We start from the raw sequence: 17,522 nt of genomic DNA on the forward strand, positions 1-17,522 counted from the left end.
GCCGGTGATCGACGCGGTCACCGGGCGCATCACCGGCACCGTCCACCAGGGCGATCTGCTCAAGGTCTTCGTCCGCCCGGCCGAGGACATCGAACACGAGGTCACCAGGATCTGCCGGCGGCTCGCCGTCAACCCCGAGGCGATGGACATCGACGTCGAGGCCGGAGTGGTCACGCTGAGCGGCCACGTCGCGTTCCGATCGCAGATCACCCCTCTGATCACCGCAGTCCGCGAGATCGACGGCGTCCTCGACACCCGAAACGCCCTCACCTATCGATCCGACGACCTGGCCGTCGTCCCGCCGTTCCTGTGACAGGGGTGAAAACCATGAACGCCCGTACGGCCCAAGAGACCAACCCGGTGATCCGTGCGGCGGTCCGGGCCACCACGTGGGCGCCGTCGGTGCACAACACCCAGCCGTGGTCGTCCGGCGTCGACGGCGACGAGATCGCACTGCGCGCCGACAGCGACAGGAAACTGCGCGTCGGCGACCCCGGCTACCCGCGCCAACCCCGGCGCACCCACCCCCGCTTCGCCCAGCGCGACTACGCCCACGGCAGGGGAGTGCGCCGCCCGGCCACCGAGGTACTGGAAGAACACTGACCGAACAGGCCGCCAGACCCAAAGGCCCGCAAGGCCACCGGGAATGCCCACGCTGAGAGGCGGAACGCCACGGCAGGGGAGATCACCTCTTCCGTCCGCGGTGGTCCGCGCTGGACCGGGCGGGAATGCGGGGCGGTTGCAGGGCGTCAGCGGCGGACGGAGCCACCGGGTCGCCGGCGCCGCGTGTACGGTCGCCGTGGGCAGGACCATCGGTACCGCGCGTGCTGCGCAGGCTCCACACGATCGACACCGTGATCGTTGCCACGATCACGCCCAACGTCACCGGGATGGGCAGTTTCCCGATCGGGGTCTCGGACAGGATGAGCTTGACGCCGGCGAAGGCCAGCAGCACGGCGAGGCCGTAGTGCAGGTGCACGAAGCGGCGCAGCAGCCCGGCCAGGCAGAAGTACAGGCTGCGCAGGCCCAGGATGGCGAAGGCGTTGGCGGCCCAGACGATGAACGTGCTGGTGGTGATGGCCAGGATCGCGGCGACGGAGTCGACGGCGAAGATCAGGTCGGTGGTCTCGACGGCGATCAGGACGACGAACAGCAGGGTGGCGACGCGTTTGCCGTTGACGCGGGTGAAGAACCTGTCGCCGTGGTAGGTCGCGTCGGTGGGGATGACCCTGCGGACCAGGCGCACCACGGGGTTGCGGTCCGGTGGGCTCTGCTCGTCGTGGCGGAAGGCCATCTTGTAGCCGGTGTAGATCAGGAACGCGCCGAAGACGTACGCGGTCCAGAAGAACGTCTCGAGCAGTTCCGCGCCGACGAAGATGAACACCAGCCGGAACATCAGCGCCCCGATCACGCCCCAGAACAGCACCTTGTGCTGCACCGCCGCCGGTACGGCGAAATAGGAGAAGATCAGCGCGAAGACGAAGACGTTGTCGATCGACAGCGCCTTCTCGATCAGGTACCCGGCGTAGTAGGTGCCGGCCACGTCGCCGCCCTGCCAGGCCCACAGGATCACGCCGAACAGCAGTCCCGCGGCTATCCAGACACCGGACCAGACGGCGGCCTCACGGAAACCGATGACGTGATTGTCGCGGTGCAGGAACAGGTCGATCGCGAGCATCGCGGCGATCGCCAGCATCAGCACCGCCCACACCCACCAGGACACAGACAACGGAAGACCTCTCGACCGGCCGGACCTCCGCGAAGGTCCGGTGCTGGCCGAAGGTCTCCCCGGGCCACCGCGCCGGTGGGTGCGCCGCCGGGACCCGGATCTGCCAGGTCCGTGCTGACGGCGACGCGTCGAACGTCGGGTACTCCCCCTCGAACTACGATCGATTATTCACGAAATATGGTTCGTATGTCAAGGGCCGGGCGCGGGAACCACGATTCCGCTTTCGTGTCTTCGTATGCGTACATTGAGGGGTGCCCTGCCCCCCGACCACACCGTACGGATGGTGATCACGTGTCTCCGACAGCTCGCGCCGGATCGGCTCGCGGAGCGAAGGAGTGGACGTTCCTGACCAATCACGCCCACGTGCTGCTGGCCATCGCCCGGGAACCGACCGCCCGGCTGCGTGACGTCGCCGATGCCATCGGCATCACCGAACGCGCCGCACAAGCCATCGTCGCCGACCTCGAAGCGGCCGGCTACCTGCACCGCGAACGCGTCGGGCGGCGCAACGAGTACACCGTCAACCCGGCCGGGCATTTCCGCCATCCCGCCGAAGCCGATCGGCGCATCGGCGACCTGCTCGCCCTGTTCACCGATTCCCGGATCACCGGATGATGACCCGACCGGCCGAGAGGGAACATTCGCGTCACACCGAATGATCCCAGTGCCCGCACAAGCCGCGCGTGACGCGGCCGATGTCCGCACTTTCGCCGGCCTGCCGGAAATTCACATCACGGCCCGGGTCCGCGGAACCTCGCCAACGCCTTCGCCCACCGCAGCGAGTCCCACAGCGAGTCCCACTGGATCGGCCCTGTGACGCAGACCCGCCGGCCAGGTCCAGGGCTCCAAGGCGCTGTGGTGGCCGCTGTCGTCCCTCCAGCCGATCAGCCCGATCGTCTATCTCACGCGGGGCCGCGCCCCTCCACCGGCCGGACACCGCGATCTTCGGCAGGTGATCCGTCACCGATGCGAAGCACGGCGGCGCCGTTGACACGATCGGCGGCCAGGTCCGCCAACGCCTGATCGGCCCGCTCGAAGTCGTAAGCGGTGGTGGTGACACGCAGCGGACGGCCGGCGGCGTGCTCCAGCAACGCCTGGCCGTCGGCGCGGGTGTTGGCGGTGACGCTGCGCAGCGTACGCTCCTGAAACAGGTGGCCGGAGTAGTTCAGCGGCGGGATGTCGCTGAGATGAATTCCGGCGACGGCCAAGGTACCGCCGCGGTCCAGGGCGGCCAGCGCCACCGGGACCAGATCGCCGACCGGAGCGAACAGGATCGCGGCGTCCAACGGTTCGGGAGGAGCGTCGTAGGCACCGCCCGCCGAGGCCGCGCCCAGCTCCAGAGCCAGCCCGCGGGCGGACGCGGAACGGGTCAGCACGTGCACCGTGGCGCCCCGAGCGAGCGCGACCTGAGCGGTGAGATGAGCCGAGGCACCGAACCCGTACACACCCAGCCGCCCGCCCGGCGGCAACTCGGCACGAAGCAACGCCCGGTAGCCGATGATGCCCGCGCACAACAACGGAGCCAGCCTCTCGGCGGGCTGACCCTCGGGCAGGGGATAGGCGAAGCCCTGCGGCACGGTCAGGTACTCGGCATAACCGCCGTCGGCGTCCCAGCCGGTATAGCGCGAGGACGGGCAGAGATTCTCACAACCCCGGACGCAGTAACGGCACTCACCACAGGCAGAACGAAGCCAGGCCACACCGACCCGGGCACCGACAGAGAACCGACCGGCTCCAAGGCCGCGCTCGGCGACACGCCCGACCACCTCGTGCCCGGGCACCGTACCGGGCCGCCGGGGGAGTAGGTCACCCTCGGCCAGATGCAGATCGGTACGGCAGACGGCGCACACCTCGACCCGGACGAGCACCTCACCGGCAGCGGGCTCGGGCACCGGCAGCCGCACCCGCTCCAACGGATGCGTGCCCATGGGGCCGGGGCGGCGGACCACCCAGGCGGTCATCGTCCGCGTCACCCTCCCATCGTCACACGCACCACCACCCCCGCCCCCCACCGACACCCCCACCAGCCTGAGCCGGCAGCCGGCGACCGTACCCGACAAGCGGCCCTACTCGCCGGCAGGAGCCGTCAGTGCGGCACGGAAAACAGCCTGGTACCGCGCGATGTGTGCGGCATCGATGCGATACAGAGTGTCGTCTCCTGCCGCGATGTGGGCGGCGAACGCCTGGTTACCGGCGCCGGCCTGGTCGTGCATGTGACCAATCAGATGCTCCAACCGGGCCCGCACGGTATCGGTCAGCGCGTTCCTGTCGCTGCCACCAAGAAGATAGGCGTCGGCGAACAAGCGCAGCCGGCGCGCCTGCTCACGAACGGGAGGAAGACCCTCTTCCCGGCGAGGATCGGCCAAAGGCACGAATCGGTAGGCCACATAGGCGACATCCCAGATACGCGGACCGGGATGCACGGTATCGAAGTCGATGAACGCCACCGGCCGCCCATCACGAAAAACGCAGTTGTAGGGGGCGATATCACCGTGACAAATCACCTCGGCCGGACTTCGCGGCGAAAAATACCAGCTGGCACCGGAGGGTACGGCGAAACCGACGGTGGCGTCATGATAATCCCGCAGCAGCACGCCGACGCCGAACAGGGCCTCATCCGACCGCGCGTACTCAGGCAGCGGATAGCCGGGCACCTGGCCCGGCAAAAAGTCGAGGATCTCCCGGCCTTGACCATCACGACCGTGGCCTGCAGGAGCACCGGTGAAACCAACCGCCCCGAGATGATTCAGCAACGCGTGCACGGTCGACGTCCAACGGCCCGCGGGCCGCCGCACCATGGCACCGACCCTGACGACATGGTTGACGCCTCCACCGGTCAGCTCCTCTTCCTCATAAGGTCACCCACCTCCGGCGACCTCGGCCACAACCGCGCGAAGACGTTCGGCAAGAGCGAAGGCCTGCTGTGCCGACCAGGGGATCACACCGTTCTCGGTCATCAGAACGTGGTACTGCTGCTTCGCGTAAGGAGTTCCGGGCGGCAGCGGGGCGATGTGCCAGTGAAGGTGAGTGTTGCCCTGCTGACTACCCAGCGAAAGCAGATAGGTGCGCTCAGAGGCAACGACCGCCTCAACAGCCAGAGCGATCCGGCGAACCGTCCGCATCAACCGTGAATACGCCTCCTCATCGAGGTCGCGGACCACGTGCTCGACGTGCGCCTTGGGAGCCACCAGCACCTTGCCGGGCATCGTGGGGTAGCGGTCCAGGAAGGCGATGTGGTGCTCGTCCTCGAAGACGATCTGTTCGAAGTCGTAACCGGGGGCCCCTGCCAGAATGGCGCAGACGAAGCAAGGGCCGCCCTTGACCCGCTGAACGTAACCGGCGAGATCGAACGCTTCCTTCCGCTCGGCTTCTGGAGTCAGGACGGGCAACTCCTCATCGGAGGAAAACAGACTCATGATCGCCACGATAGGCCAGGGCAGGATTGGATCACTGGGTATCCACGCGTGTTCGTCGGCGGTGAAGACAGCCAATGGCGACTTCGGCACCCGACCCAGCCAAACAGGGCCGGCCTGAGCCTCCGCCGAGGAGGCGATCACCCATGTGGGCCGGGAACGAGGCCCAAGGGCCATTTCGCTGAGACGAAGTTCCGTGAGACAGGACAGCGGCCCTGGGAACGCCCATAAATCGCGATATCCTATACCAGACAGAATTGACCTTCTGTCTGGTATAGCGCGAATGGGGTTAATCTGTCGCCTTATCGCCCCACCTTCAGGCGACCTGCTCGAACCGCAGATCCGGCCCGGCTCGGACGATCCGCTCGGTGAGGTTCTTTGCGGGCGTACGCCGGGGCCCGCGTCTCACCCGGCCCGCGTTGCGGTCATGATCGTCCGACCCGCTTTCGATCATGACCGTCGCCGCGATCATGATCTTCTTGAATGATCCGTTCGATGGTGGTCCCACCCAGGGACGCGCAGGCCTTCAGGGGGCACCTTCAGGGGCAACCGCCCGGCTGCGGGTGAAAGCCGGTCGGCGATGTCGGCGCACGGGCGGCCTCTCCCCCATCGCGAGAACGAATATGCACTTATTGTCGGTTTTTGTACCGGGAGTTCTTTCATGCGTGAGGACCGGCCGCCTTCCCCGCGCTCCCCCTGAAAAGACTCGACCGGGCAACGACCAAATCCGGTGAAATATACCCTGACCTGCATTGATGCTGCCCATTTCGCCCGGCCTGCGCCCTCATCCGCCGGCGGCGACGCCGTGGTCGTGCACGACGGGTGGTCGTGTACGACGGCCACGCCGCCATGGGGCCGTGCTAACCCACGCCGCCGCACCCGGTCCTTGTCGAGGAATCAGGTCCTGCCTGTCCGGCTTCTCCCCCGCGATCGGGTACGTCGCACCGCACTATGCTCCATGGGATGTCCGAGATCCGATGCCGCACCGGCTGGGGTGACGGTCGCGTCCTGCCTCGGGGAGCATGTGAGGCGACCTGGGGTGAGGCGTCCTGAGCGGGTTGCCGTCGAACCCCTTTCGCGATCTTCCCGAGTGCTTTCGGCCGGATCGCCTACCGGCCCTGACCGTTTTGGAGCAATCGTCATGAGCATGCCTGAGCACATCACCACCTGGCGCGACGCCCGCTTCGACATGCCCGTCAGCCGGCAGCTGGAGCGCTACAACGAGCTGGCCGCCAAGAACGCGTCGGCTCGCGCCCGGGCCGAGCTGGCGGCCCGGGGGATCTACGATCCCGCCCGGCACGGGGCCGAGGAGCGGCCCGCGCTGACCGTGGAGGAGCACATCGAGCTGCTGGCGCTGGCGGAGTGCGTCGCGCGTACGGTGCGTCATCCCTCCAACCTTCACCACGCGCTGCTGGCCGGGGTCACGTGGACGCAGATCGCCCAAGTCGTCGATTCCGACGAGCTCACCGTACGGCGGGCCTACCGGCAGTGGGCCGAGGACCAGCATGACCTCAACCAGCGCTACCCCGACCGCGGCATGACCGCCGAGGAGTATGCCGCCGCGACCGCCAGGGTGGCGGAGGGCGCCGGGGACACCCGCTGAGCGGGACGGCCGCCCGGGTGAAGGAGGCAGCGCCTCGGGGCCGGGATGGGCGGGACTTTCGCGCGGGCCCTGCGGGCACGGGTGTTCGTCTACCGTGGGGGGATGTGCATGATCGGTGATCCGCCGGGTGGGCCGCTCCCCCGCGGTCGTGGCCGGCGGTGCCGTCCGGGTCGTGGCCGGTGACGGCGGCGTGGCGGGCGGGCGCCGGCGCGGTGTTTCGGCGGGCGCGGATGTGGCACTGGTGCGGGGTGAGCGGCCGTTGACGGCGGCCCGGATGCGGGAGGGGTGTCGCCGGGATCATGCGGCCTGCTGATCTGAATCGTCTCAGTGTGGGCGAGTCGGCCGATCGTTACGTGGAGCTGGTGCGGGCCAAGACCCTGACCGGCGCGCTGTCGGTGTCGACGGCGGAGGTGTACGCGCGTGATGTGGCCACCTTCGTGGACCTGGTGGGCGAGGAGGTGGTGCTGGACGACCTGAGCGGCGAGGACGTGGACGCCGTCTTGCTGGCCTTCGCCCGCAAGCCCGACGGCCGGCGGCGCTCGCAGCCCGGCGGGCAGGCGGGTGCTTCGCAGTCGGCCTCCTCCCAGGCGCGGTTTCGGCGGTCGATCTCGGCGTTGTTCAAGCACGCGGTGCTGGCGGGGTGGGTGCAGGTCAATCCGATGGCGATGGCGACGGTGACGGCCCGGGAGCGCGGGGGGTTGCGGCCCGAGCGGCGGGCGTTGACCCGCGAGCAGGCGCGAGGGCTGATCGGTGCGGCGCGTGAGCTGGGTGGCGGGCCGGGCGGTGGTGCGGCGGTGGCGGAGGCCTCAGAGGCGCCCGTGGCGGGTGCGGGGCGGGTGCGGCGGCGTGACCAGGACACCGAGTTGCGTGACGGGCTGATCGTGTTGATGTTGTCGACGATGGGGCCGCGGGTGTCGGAGCTGGTGCGGGCCAATGTGGAGGACTTCTACACCAACGACGGGGTGCGGTACTGGCGGATCTTCGGTAAGGGCGGCAAGACGCGGGATGTGCCGCTGCCCGGTGATGTGGCGCTGGTGCTGGAGGCTTATCTGCTGCACGGGCGGATGGCCTCGGCCGACAAGGCGTTGTTGTTGTCGTGGCGGGGGCGGCGTCTGGCGCGGGGGGACGTGCAGGCGGTGATCGACCGGGTGCAGCGCAGGGTGGATCCCGATCGTCGTCGTTCGGTGACGCCGCACGGGTTGCGGCATACCACGGCCACTCACCTGCTGGCCGACGCGGTGGACATGGACGCGGTGCGGCGGGTTCTGGGGCACAGTGACCTGGCGACGCTGGGGCGTTACCGCGATGAGCTGCCCGGGGAGCTGGAGGTGGCGATGCGGTCGCATCCGTTGCTGCGCGGTCCGGCGTCGAGCTGATCGGTCGAGCCGGTCATCAGCCGGGTGGTGGGGTGCGGCGGGTTTTCTGGCGGGTTCTCTGTGGCGGGGTCGTCGCTTCGGGGTGGGTGCTCAGGCGGCGCGTTCTTCGGCGTAGACCTGGGCCAGGACGTCCAGGGAGATGTTGAGGGTGTGGGCCAGGGCGGCGACGGTGAAGAAGGCCGGGGTGGGGATGCGGCCTGTCTCGATCTTGCGGAGGGTCTCTGCGGACAGTCCGGCGGCGGCGGCCACTTCGGTCATGCTGCGCGTGCCGCGTGCCTGGCGCAGGATGGCGCCCAGGCGGTGGCCGCGTTCGCGGTCGAGTTCGGTCAGCGGGGGTCGCACCATGGGCCGGATCCTAGCAAGCGGTGATAACAATACCGGTCGAGGTGACCGGCGCCGCGGTTGAGGGAGGCGTGGCGCACCTGGACGGGCAGCCGGCCGAGCAGCCGGCCGGGGCCGGGTTCGGGGTCGGCGGTCTCGCCCGCCGCAGGGCGCGGCGCCGGGTGGGCCGGTTCAGGCCAGCAGTTCCCCCACCAGCTGGCGCAGTGAGCGGGCGAACCTGCCGGGGTCGCCTTCCCGGGTGAGGTGGCGCACCATGTCGGCGTCGAACATGCCCAGCAGGGTGTGGGCCACGAAGGTGGCGTCCAGGTCGGGGCGGGCCTGGGCGATCAGGGTTTCCAGGTGGGCGTGCCAGCGCACGTAGGTGGGGTCGGCGTGGCGGTCGGTGGCGCAGGAGCGCTCGTGGGCGGTCAGCAGGGCGAGGTTGCCGGCGGCCAGCCGGGAGAGGGCGTCGAGGAAGGCGACGATGCGCTCGGCGGGCGGCGCGCCGGGTCCCAGGGGTGGCGGCCCCGACTCCAGCGCCTCGCGCAGTTGCACGGCCCGCTCCTGCAGCAGGGCCTGCATCAGGCCGGCGCGGCTGCCGAAGCGCCGGAAGACGGTGCCCTTGCCGACCTGGGCGTGCGCGGCGACCTGGTCCAGGGAGATGTGGGCGCCGTGGGTGGCCAGCAGTTCCTCCGCGGCGCGCAGGATGGCGTGGCGGTTGCGGGTGGCGTCGGCGCGTTCGCCCATCGCTCTCCCCCTTTCTTTCTCAGGTGGCAGCTTTTTTCTCGGGTGGCAGCTGACCGGTCGCCTTTGCGTAACCGGACTATTAGTCCGTATATTAGACCACCTGTAACCGGACCATTAGTCCGCTTTGTTCAGTGTGCGGGGGTTCTCGCATGCCGCCCCTCCCAGTCAGGAGATCCGCCATGCGCGCTCTCGTCGTCGATCCCTCACTCCCCTGCGGTCTGCGCCTGGGTGAGGCCGCCGACCCCGAACCCGGCCCCGGCCAGCTGCTCGTCCAGGTGCGCCACGCCTCCCTCAACCCCGGCGAGCTGGGCATGCTCGCCCAGCTGCCCGCCGGTCACGTGGGCGGCTACGACGCCGCCGGAGGCGTCGTGCGCCCGGCGGCCGACGGCACCGGCCCGGCGGCGGGCACCCGGGTGCTGGCCTTCGGCCCCGGCGCGTGGGCCGAGCTGCTGGCGGTCTCCAGTGCCGACGTCGCCCCCCTGCCGCGGGGAGCCGCCCTGGCCGAGGCCGCGGCACTGCCCATGGCGGGCATGACGGTCCTGCGTACCCTGCGCGCCGCCGGCTCCGTGCTGGGCAGGCGGGTGCTGATCACCGGGGCGAGCGGCGCCGTGGGCCGCTACGGCGTGCAGCTGGCCGCCCGGGCCGGCGCCCACGTTCTGGCCTCGGTCCGTGACGGCGCCTGCGCGCCCGCCCTGACCGCGCTCGGCGCCCACGAGGTCGTCGTCGGCCTCACCGGCCTGCGGCAGGTGGCCGAGCCGGTCGACGTGGTGCTGGAGACCGTCGGCGGGCCCTACCTGGTGGCCTCCTGGGGGCTGCTGGCCCCCGGCGCCACCCTGCAGAGCATCGGCTGGGCCGGCGGCGAGCCCGCCGTCTTCCCTCCCGGTTCGACCTTCTTTCCCGGCGCGGCCCGCACCTTGAGCTCCTTCGGCGACGCCGCCGCCGTCGGCGCCGACCTGGGCCTGCTGGCCGGGTTGCTCGCCTCGGGGGCGCTGTCGGCGCAGGTCGGCTGGCGCGGCTCCTGGGAGCGGGCCGAGGAGGCGGTACGGGCGGTCCGCGAGCGGAAGGTCACCGGCAAGGCCGTCATCGACGTCACCCCGACCCCGGCCGTGGGCGGAGGGCTGGGGAGTTGACCCTGACGTAACGTGAGGGTGCAGGCTGGCACGGTGAACCAGGAGAGGCGATGAGGCACGCGGCGGGCGAGACGGCGGGTGAGACGGCGCGCCAGAGGCCTGAACACCTGCCCGGCGGGGCGGCGGATTACGCCGTCGGGCAGGTGGCGCGCATCGCCTCGGTCAGCGTGCGCACGCTGCACCACTACGACGAGATCGGGCTGGTCTCACCGGGGCGGCGTACCGCGGCGGGATACCGCCGCTACACCGAGGCCGACCTGCAGCGCCTGCAGCACGTCCTGTTCTACCGGGAGCTCGGCTTCGCGCTGGAGGAGATCACCGCCATCCTCGACGACCCCGCCACCGACACCCTGGCGCACCTGCGGCGCCAGCACGAACTCCTCACCCGGCGCATCGACCGGTTGCGGGCGATGGCGGACGCGGTCGAGCACGCGATGGAGGCGAACATTTTGAGCATTCCCCTGACCCCCCAGGAGCGTTTCGAGATCTTCGGTGACTTCGTTCCCGAGGACCACGACGAGGAGGCGCGCCGGCGCTGGGGCCACGGCGACGCCTGGCGCCAGTCCCGCGACAGGGCGGCCGCGATGACCGGCGCCGACTGGGCGCGATTCACCGAGGAGGCCGCCCAGACGGTGCGTGACTTCACCGAGGCCTATCTCGCGGGGCTGCCGGCCGGCGGCCCGCGGGCGATGGAGCTGGCCGAGCGCCACCGGGCGCACCTCACCCGCTGGTGTTACGACTGCTCCTACGACCTGCACCGCGGCCTGGGCGACATGTACGTCGCCGATCCGCGTTTCACCGCCGTCTACGAGGCTTCGGCCGCCGGCCTGGCCTCCTACATCCGCGACGCCATCCACGCCAACGCCGACCGCGCCGAGCGGCCGGCCTGACCGCCCGCCCCCTCCCCCGGCGCGGGGCACGGGGAGAGGGGCCGGGCGGCCGAGGGGTGTTCAGCGGGCGGCCACGGCGCCGCCGGCGACCTCCCGCCCCTCGCCGAGCTCACCATCGAGCTCACCGCTGAGTTCATCGTCGAGTTCGTCGCCGCCGGGCCGGGCCGCGTCCAGCTGCTCGTCCAGCTGCTCGTCCAGCTGCTCGTCCAGGTGGTCGGCCGGGGTGGTGGCCTGGCGGCCGAACTGGGTGCGATACAGCTGCGCGTAGCGGCCTCCGGCGGCCAGCAGCGTGGCGTGCGTGCCCCGCTCGGCGATCCGCCCGCCCTCCACCACCAAGATCAGGTCTGCGGCGCGGACCGTCGAGAGCCGGTGGGCGATGACCAGCGCCGTGCGCCCGGCCAATGCCTCGGCCAGGGCTTCTTGGACCGCGGCCTCGGAGGTGGAGTCCAGGTGCGCGGTGGCCTCGTCCAGCACCACCACCCGGGGGCGGGCCAGCAGCAGGCGGGCGATGGTCAGCCGCTGGCGTTCCCCGCCCGAGAGCCGGTAGCCGCGCTCGCCGACCACGGTGTCCAGCCCGTCGGGCAGTGCCTCGACCAGATCGGCCAGCCGCGCGCGCCGCAGCACCTGCCACAGCTCCTCGGTTTCGGCCTCGGGACGGGCCAGCAGCAGGTTGGCGCGGATCGAGTCGTGAAACAGGTGCCCGTCCTGGGTCACCACGCCCAGCGTCTGGCGGATCGAGGCCGCCGACAGCTCGCGCACGTCCACCCCCGACAATCGCACCGCGCCGTCGTCGACGTCGTACAGGCGGGCCAGCAGTTGCGCGATCGTGGACTTGCCCGCCCCCGAGGAGCCCACCAGGGCGATCATCTGCCCGGCCTCGGCGCGGAAGGACACCTCGTGCAGCACCGTCGCGCCGCCGCGCGCGTCCAGCGTGGCGACCTCCTCCAGGGAGGCCAGCGACACCTTCTCGGCCGAGGGGTAGGCGAAGCCGACGTGGTCGAACTCCACCGTCACCGGCCCCTCGGGCACCGCGCGGGCGTCGGCCCTGTCGGTGATCAGCGGTCGCAGGTCGAGGATCTCGAAGACCCGCTCGAAGCTGACCAGGGCGCTCATCACCTCCACCCGCGCTCCGGCCAGCGCGGTCAGCGGCGCGTACAGGCGGGTCAGCAGCAACGCCAGTGCCACCAGCGCGCCCGGCTCCAGGCGGCCGCTCAGCGCGTAGAAGCCGCCGACCCCGTACACCAGGGCCAGGGCCAGCGCCGAGACCAGGGTGAGGGCGGTGACGAACACCGACTGCACCATCGCGGTGCGGACCCCGATGTCACGCACCCGCCGGGCCCGCGCCAGGAACTCGGCCGACTCCTGGGCCGGGCGGCCGAACAGCTTGACGAGGGTGGCGCCGGGGGCGGAGAAGCGTTCGGTCATCTGGTTGCTCATCGCCGCGTTGTGGTCGGCGGCCTCGCGTTCCATCCGGGCCAGCCGGGTGCCCACGCGCCGGGCGGGCAGCACGAACAGCGGCAGCATGACCAGTGCCAGCGCGGTCAGCTGCCAGGAGATGCCGATCATCACCACCAGGGTCAAGGTGAGCGTCACCAGGTTGCCCGCCACCCCCGAGAGGGTGTCGCTGAAGGCCCGCTGGGCGCCGATGACGTCGTTGTTCAGCCGGCTGACCAGGGCGCCGGTACGGGTGCGGGTGAAGAAGGCGATGGGCATGCGCTGCACGTGGTCGAAGACGGCGCCGCGCAACCGCAGGATCAGCCCTTCGCCGATGCTCGCCGACATCCACCGGGTCACCAGGCCCAGTCCCGCCTCGGCCAGCGCGATCACCGCGATCAGGACGGCCAGCCTGACCACGACGCCCGCCGCGGCGCCGCCGACGATGGCGTCGACCACCTGCCCGGCCAGCACCGGGGTGGCCACCGCCAGCACCGCCGACACCACGCTCAACAGCAAAAACCACACCAGCAGGGTGCGGTGCGGGCGGGCGAAGGCGGCGATGCGCCGCAAAGTGGCCGCCGAGAAGGGCCGCCGGTCGTCTTGGGCGTGCATCGTGCTGTACAGCGAGTGCCAGGCCGCCATTTCCATGCTCATCACACGTCACCATGTTTCCTGTGTTTCCTGCGCTCGTTGCAGGCGCTCGTCGTACGGGGGGGATCGCCGGCGGCCGGCTGCGGCCCGCCTCCTGCGCACCGCCGGGCCGCGCCCGGCGAGGGCGCGTGGGCGGTGCCACACCACGACCCTAGAACCTGAAGTTAACTTCAGGTCAACGGCGGCGGCTCCGCCGTTCCACCACCGCCGCCGCCGGGTCCCGCCCGCCCCGCCGGGACGGTGCCCTGCGCCGCGTGTCGCCGCGTGCCCGCGCCGGAGCCGGCCGCCCGTCCGTGTGGCCGGCTCCGGCGGCGCGGGCGGGGCCCGGCGGGGTGGGCGGCGCCCCGTCCCCCTAGGCTGGAGGCCGTTTCCCCACCCGGTCCGGACGCCCCGTTTTCCGGACGGTTTCCCCTTTTGGAGAGGTGTACCCGCCGTGCCGACCGCACTCCGCCTGTTCCGTTACGTGGCGATCGCCGAAGCGTGCTCGTGGGCGGGACTGCTCATCGGCATGTACTTCAAGTACGTCGCCGCCACCGGGGACCTCGGCGTGAAGATCTTCGGCCCGGTGCACGGCGCCCTGTTCGTGCTCTACCTGGCCGCGGTGCTGTACGCGGCCCGCCAGGCCCGCTGGAGCCTGGGCACGATCGTCGTCGGCCTGGTGTGCTCGGTGCCGCCGCTGGCGACCTTGTGGTTCGAGCGGCGCATGCTCGCCCGCCACCGGGAACCGGTCACCGCCTGACCCCGGCTCCAGCGCCCCACCGCTTCACCGTTTCGCGGCTTCACAGCTCCAGGACGGCGCGGGTGGCCGCCCGGCAGCGCCGCGGGTCGGTCAGCAGGTCGACGCAGTCGCCGAACTGGTCGATCGAGCCCACCGGCGGCAGCGCCCGCACCCGGGGGTCGGTGATGGCGTCGTGCAGGGCGCCGGCGAACCGGCCGGCGTCGATCACCTGGAAGGGCCGTCGGTGGTAGGGCCGCAGGCTTCCCTCCAGCGCCGGCGCCACCCCCATCCGGTTGTGCAGGGCCGCCACCCGCCGGTACACCACCCCCAGGTGCTCCTCGCGCCGGCGCCACCCGGTGGCCGCCACCGCCGCCGACAGCGCGTCCCCCAACTCCGCGGTGCCCGGCAGGCGGGCGAAGGCGCTGCCCAGCCATTTGGCGTACGGCGGGTAGCGGCGGCGCATCAGTACCACCAGCCGCATCAGGTCGCGGGCCAGCCCGGCGGTGACCAGTGCCGAGCCCAGGTCGTCGCCGACCTCTCCGCACCGCCCGGGAAAGGCCTCCTGCTGGGCCAGGCGCCGCCACTGCCCGGCCAGCACGTAGCGTTCCAGGTCGGGCGGATACCAGCGCAGCGAGGCGCGGGCGCGCTCCATGACCTGCAGGCCGTCGTGGAAGACCTCCCCGCTGGTGACCTCGGCCAGGCGCTGCCAGGGGGTCGACAGCCAGTCCAGCACGCTCACCCCGCCCAGCGGGTCGAAGCCGAGCCGTTCGGTGAACCAGGTGGCCGGGTCGCTCACCTGCACCCCGTGGTGCTCACCGGTCACGGTGGTGCGATATCCGCGAAAGTCCTCGGGCAGGTGTCCGGCGACGGCGCGCCGGACCGCCTCGGCCCGGTGCGCCGCGACGAACACCACCACCCTGGGTCCCCAGTCATGGTCGGTGGAACGTTCGGTGTCGAAGGCCAACACCTCCGACCCGGCGCCGATCAGCGCGGCACTGTGCGGCACGTCGGCCACGATCGGCCGCACGACCTGGGCGTAGAAAGCACGCGAAAGCTCCAGGCCAGGTATGAAACTGGACATCATTTCGTCCACTCTGCCTGCCGGGACCGCGCCCCGCACCAGGTTTTCCCCCCGCCCCCACTCCGGCGCCGGGGCGGGAGCGAGGGCGGGGGTCAGGTGCCGTCCAGCGCCGCGGCGGCCAGTGGCCGCCCGCGCAGTCCCAGCCGCTCGTACAGGGCGATGGCGGCGTGGTTGTCGGTGTCGACCATCAGCGCGACCCGCTCGTGCGCGGCCGCCAGCTCGCCCAGGGCGAACCGGCACACCCGCTCGCCGTACCCGCGGCCGCGCACGGCCGGCGCGGTGGCGACCCCGGCGAGGAATCCCACCGGCGGGCAGGACCAGGCGTCGGCGGCCACGGCCACCAGGTGCCCGTCGTCGTCGCGCACTCCGGCCCAGCGCCGCACCCCCGCCACGCCGGGTACCGCCCACGCCGAGGGGGCCGCCCGCGCCAGCAGGGCGCTCACCTGCCCCTCCTGGTCGCCGCGCAGCCACCCTGCCCGTCCCGGACCGGCCTCCTCGCCCGCCGGCCGGGTGAGCGCGGCGCCCGGGACGCCGGGCGGGGTGTCCATCCACTCGAACGTGCCCAGCACCCGCAGCCCCGCGTCCCGGGCGACCACCTCCTCCACCAGTGCCCGCTCCCCCACCATCCGGTAGGACGGGCCGGTCTGCGCCAGCGCCCACCGCACCAGGGTGCTCACCGCTTCCGCCGGGCCGCACACCGTCAGGCGGTCGCGGCGGTTGAGGTCGGGGCAGGCCACCGCCACCGCCTCCCCCAGCGCCCACGCCCGCACCTGCGGGCCCATCGTCTGGGCCCCCCACAGCACGAGCGCGTCGCCGAAGCAGGCGTCGGCGACCTCGGCGGCCTTTGTCAGCGTTGTCGGCGTTGTCGGCGTTGTCGGCGTGCCGTTCAGAGGATCGCTCCGGGCCGGTAGGCGGCCGCCTGGGGGTGGCGCTCCACGACCTGGGCCACGCGCGCCACGACCGCCTCCACCTGGGCCGAGGCCGCGCCGGTGAAGGAGATCGGCTCGCCCAGCAGGTCGCGCAGCTCCGCCTCGCCCAGCGGGAACCGCTCGTCGGCTCCCAGGCGGGCGATCAGCTCGTTGCCGCCCGCCCCCTGGCGCATCGCCAGGGCCGAGGCCACCGCGTGCTCCTTGATCAGCTCATGGGCGCTCTCGCGGCCCACCCCGGCCCGCACCGCGGCCATCAGCATCTTCGTCGTGGCCAGGAACGGCAGGTAGCGGTCCAGCTCGGCGGCGATCACCGCGGGGAAGGCGCCGAACTCCTCCAGCACCGTCAGCATGGTCTCCACCAGCCCGTCGAAGGCGAAGAACGCGTCCGGCAGCGCCACCCGGCGCACCACCGAGCACGACACGTCGCCCTCGTTCCACTGGTCGCCGGCCAGTTCCCCGGTCATCGAGGCGTACCCGCGCAGGATGACCGCCAGGCCGTTGACCCGCTCGCAGGAGCGGGTGTTCATCTTGTGCGGCATCGCCGAGGAGCCGACCTGCCCCTCGGCGAAGCCCTCGGTGACCAGCTCGTGCCCGGCCATCAGCCGGATCGTCTTGGCCAGCGAGGAGGGGGCCGCGGCCAGCTGCACCAGCGCGGTGACCACCTCGTAGTCCAGTGAACGCGGGTACACCTGCCCCACGCTGGTCAGCCGGTGGGCGAATCCCAGGTGGGCGGCGACCTCGTCCTCCAGCGCCGCCAGCTTGGCCGCGTCCCCGCCCAAAAGGTCCAGCATGTCCTGGGCGGTGCCGACCGGCCCCTTGATGCCGCGCAGCGGGTAGCGGGCGATCAGCTCCTCCAGCCGGGTGAACGCCACCAGCAGTTCGTCGGCCGCCGAGGCGAAGCGCTTGCCCAGCGTCGTGGACTGGGCGGCCACGTTGTGCGAGCGCCCGGCCATCACCAGCTGCGAGTGCTCGGCCGCCAGGCGTGCCAGCGCGGCCAGCAGCGCCACGCACCGGTCGCGGACCACCACCAGGCTGTCGCGGATCTGCAGCTGTTCGACGTTCTCGGTCAGGTCCCGCGAGGTCATGCCCTTGTGGACCTGCTCGTGGCCGGCCAGCGCGTTGAACTCCTCGATGCGGGCCTTGACGTCGTGGCGGGTGACGCGCTCGCGGGCGGCGATCGACTCCAGGTCGACGTGCTCGAGGACCTTCTCGTAGTCCGCCGGCGCCTCAGGCGGCACTGCCACTCCCAGCCGCGCCTGGGCGGCCAGCACGGCCAGCCACAGGCGCCGCTCGGCCACCACCTTGTGCTCGGAGGACCACAGGCGGGCCAGCTGCGCGGAGGCGTAGCGGGCGGCAAGGACATTGGGGATACGCGGCTTGGCAGTCACGTTGGGTCAGTATATTCCGCCGCCCCCGCCGGCCCCGACCCGCCCCGGCCCCCTCCTGACCCGCCCTGGACAGGGGTAGCGGCCCTCCGTGAGGCAAAAGAGCCGCTCG

Annotated in this window: 18 protein-coding genes; 8 read left to right on the plus strand and 10 right to left on the minus strand. The window is 71.5% G+C overall.

What is annotated here, in order from left to right; translation table 11 throughout:
• Together AB0G15_RS31505 and AB0G15_RS31510 are read left to right on the plus strand one after the other, a co-directional pair.
• Positions 1-313 (plus strand): BON domain-containing protein (locus tag AB0G15_RS31505; RefSeq protein ID WP_362846742.1); only part of this gene is annotated, 313 nt, incomplete at its 5' end.
• Positions 314-327: 14 nt separating this feature from the next.
• On the plus strand, positions 328-603 hold the full coding sequence (locus AB0G15_RS31510) for a hypothetical protein (protein ID WP_362846744.1): 276 nt from the start codon (positions 328-330) through the stop codon (positions 601-603).
• An 82-nt stretch (positions 604-685) separates the two neighbouring features.
• On the opposite strand, the gene AB0G15_RS31515 is transcribed toward AB0G15_RS31510, so the two are convergent.
• Positions 686-1,723 (minus strand): TerC family protein, encoded by a 1,038-nt coding sequence (locus AB0G15_RS31515; RefSeq protein ID WP_362846856.1) that lies wholly within the window; start codon positions 1,721-1,723, stop codon positions 686-688.
• Positions 1,724-2,092: 369 nt separating this feature from the next.
• On the opposite strand from AB0G15_RS31515, the gene AB0G15_RS31520 reads away from it, so the two are divergent.
• Positions 2,093-2,344 (plus strand): MarR family transcriptional regulator, encoded by a 252-nt coding sequence (locus tag AB0G15_RS31520; protein ID WP_362846746.1) that lies wholly within the window; start codon positions 2,093-2,095, stop codon positions 2,342-2,344.
• A 287-nt stretch (positions 2,345-2,631) separates the two neighbouring features.
• Here the strand turns inward: AB0G15_RS31520 and AB0G15_RS31525 are convergent, their stop codons facing one another.
• The 3 genes from AB0G15_RS31525 to AB0G15_RS31535 form a co-directional block, all read right to left on the minus strand.
• The gene (locus AB0G15_RS31525) at positions 2,632-3,690 is read right to left on the minus strand and encodes a zinc-binding alcohol dehydrogenase family protein (RefSeq protein WP_362846748.1); all 1,059 of its coding nucleotides are present in this window, start codon (positions 3,688-3,690) and stop codon (positions 2,632-2,634) included.
• 105 nt (positions 3,691-3,795) lie between these two features.
• Positions 3,796-4,491 carry a phosphotransferase gene (locus tag AB0G15_RS31530; RefSeq protein ID WP_362846750.1) on the minus strand — a complete coding sequence of 232 codons (696 nt, stop codon included), beginning with the start codon at positions 4,489-4,491 and terminating at the stop codon, positions 3,796-3,798.
• 96 nt (positions 4,492-4,587) lie between these two features.
• The gene (locus AB0G15_RS31535) at positions 4,588-5,145 is read right to left on the minus strand and encodes an HIT family protein (RefSeq protein ID WP_362846752.1); all 558 of its coding nucleotides are present in this window, start codon (positions 5,143-5,145) and stop codon (positions 4,588-4,590) included.
• A gap of 1,144 nt (positions 5,146-6,289) precedes the next feature.
• Here AB0G15_RS31535 and AB0G15_RS31540 point away from each other — a divergent pair.
• Positions 6,290-6,745, plus strand: coding sequence for a hypothetical protein (locus AB0G15_RS31540; RefSeq protein WP_362846754.1), 456 nt, complete (start codon positions 6,290-6,292; stop codon positions 6,743-6,745).
• A gap of 329 nt (positions 6,746-7,074) precedes the next feature.
• Positions 7,075-8,121 (plus strand): tyrosine-type recombinase/integrase, encoded by a 1,047-nt coding sequence (locus tag AB0G15_RS31545; RefSeq protein WP_362846756.1) that lies wholly within the window; start codon positions 7,075-7,077, stop codon positions 8,119-8,121.
• Positions 8,122-8,211: 90 nt separating this feature from the next.
• Here AB0G15_RS31545 and AB0G15_RS31550 read toward each other — a convergent pair whose 3' ends face one another.
• Both AB0G15_RS31550 and AB0G15_RS31555 read right to left on the minus strand, forming a co-directional pair.
• Positions 8,212-8,466: a helix-turn-helix transcriptional regulator gene (locus tag AB0G15_RS31550; RefSeq protein ID WP_362846758.1), complete on the minus strand. Its 255-nt coding sequence runs from the start codon at positions 8,464-8,466 to the stop codon at positions 8,212-8,214.
• Positions 8,467-8,634: 168 nt separating this feature from the next.
• A complete protein-coding gene (locus tag AB0G15_RS31555; protein ID WP_362846760.1) occupies positions 8,635-9,189 on the minus strand; it encodes a helix-turn-helix domain-containing protein in 555 nt (184 codons plus the stop codon).
• 179 nt (positions 9,190-9,368) lie between these two features.
• On the opposite strand from AB0G15_RS31555, the gene AB0G15_RS31560 reads away from it, so the two are divergent.
• Entirely contained in the window at positions 9,369-10,319 is a 951-nt protein-coding gene (locus tag AB0G15_RS31560; RefSeq protein WP_362846762.1) for a zinc-binding dehydrogenase, read from the plus strand.
• A gap of 50 nt (positions 10,320-10,369) precedes the next feature.
• Complete coding sequence (locus AB0G15_RS31565) at positions 10,370-11,209, plus strand: MerR family transcriptional regulator (RefSeq protein ID WP_362846764.1); 840 nt, start codon at positions 10,370-10,372, stop codon at positions 11,207-11,209.
• Between the two features lie 60 nt (positions 11,210-11,269).
• Here AB0G15_RS31565 and AB0G15_RS31570 read toward each other — a convergent pair whose 3' ends face one another.
• Positions 11,270-13,300, minus strand: coding sequence for an ABC transporter ATP-binding protein (locus AB0G15_RS31570; RefSeq protein ID WP_362846766.1), 2,031 nt, complete (start codon positions 13,298-13,300; stop codon positions 11,270-11,272).
• 430 nt (positions 13,301-13,730) lie between these two features.
• On the opposite strand from AB0G15_RS31570, the gene AB0G15_RS31575 reads away from it, so the two are divergent.
• Positions 13,731-14,036 carry a DUF3817 domain-containing protein gene (locus tag AB0G15_RS31575; RefSeq protein WP_362697036.1) on the plus strand — a complete coding sequence of 102 codons (306 nt, stop codon included), beginning with the start codon at positions 13,731-13,733 and terminating at the stop codon, positions 14,034-14,036.
• Positions 14,037-14,076: 40 nt separating this feature from the next.
• Here AB0G15_RS31575 and AB0G15_RS31580 read toward each other — a convergent pair whose 3' ends face one another.
• From AB0G15_RS31580 to purB, 3 genes are all read right to left on the minus strand, one after another.
• Positions 14,077-15,099, minus strand: a complete 1,023-nt coding sequence (locus AB0G15_RS31580) for a DUF4037 domain-containing protein (protein WP_362846768.1) — start codon at positions 15,097-15,099, stop codon at positions 14,077-14,079.
• Positions 15,100-15,188: 89 nt separating this feature from the next.
• A complete protein-coding gene (locus tag AB0G15_RS31585; protein WP_362846770.1) occupies positions 15,189-15,899 on the minus strand; it encodes a GNAT family N-acetyltransferase in 711 nt (236 codons plus the stop codon).
• 83 nt (positions 15,900-15,982) lie between these two features.
• Positions 15,983-17,413, minus strand: coding sequence for an adenylosuccinate lyase (gene purB, locus AB0G15_RS31590; protein ID WP_362846772.1), 1,431 nt, complete (start codon positions 17,411-17,413; stop codon positions 15,983-15,985).
• Between the last annotated feature and the right edge of the window lie 109 nt (positions 17,414-17,522).

The sequence above is a fragment of the Streptosporangium sp. NPDC023825 genome, from assembly GCF_040639575.1.
Lineage (GTDB): Bacteria > Actinomycetota > Actinomycetes > Streptosporangiales > Streptosporangiaceae > Streptosporangium.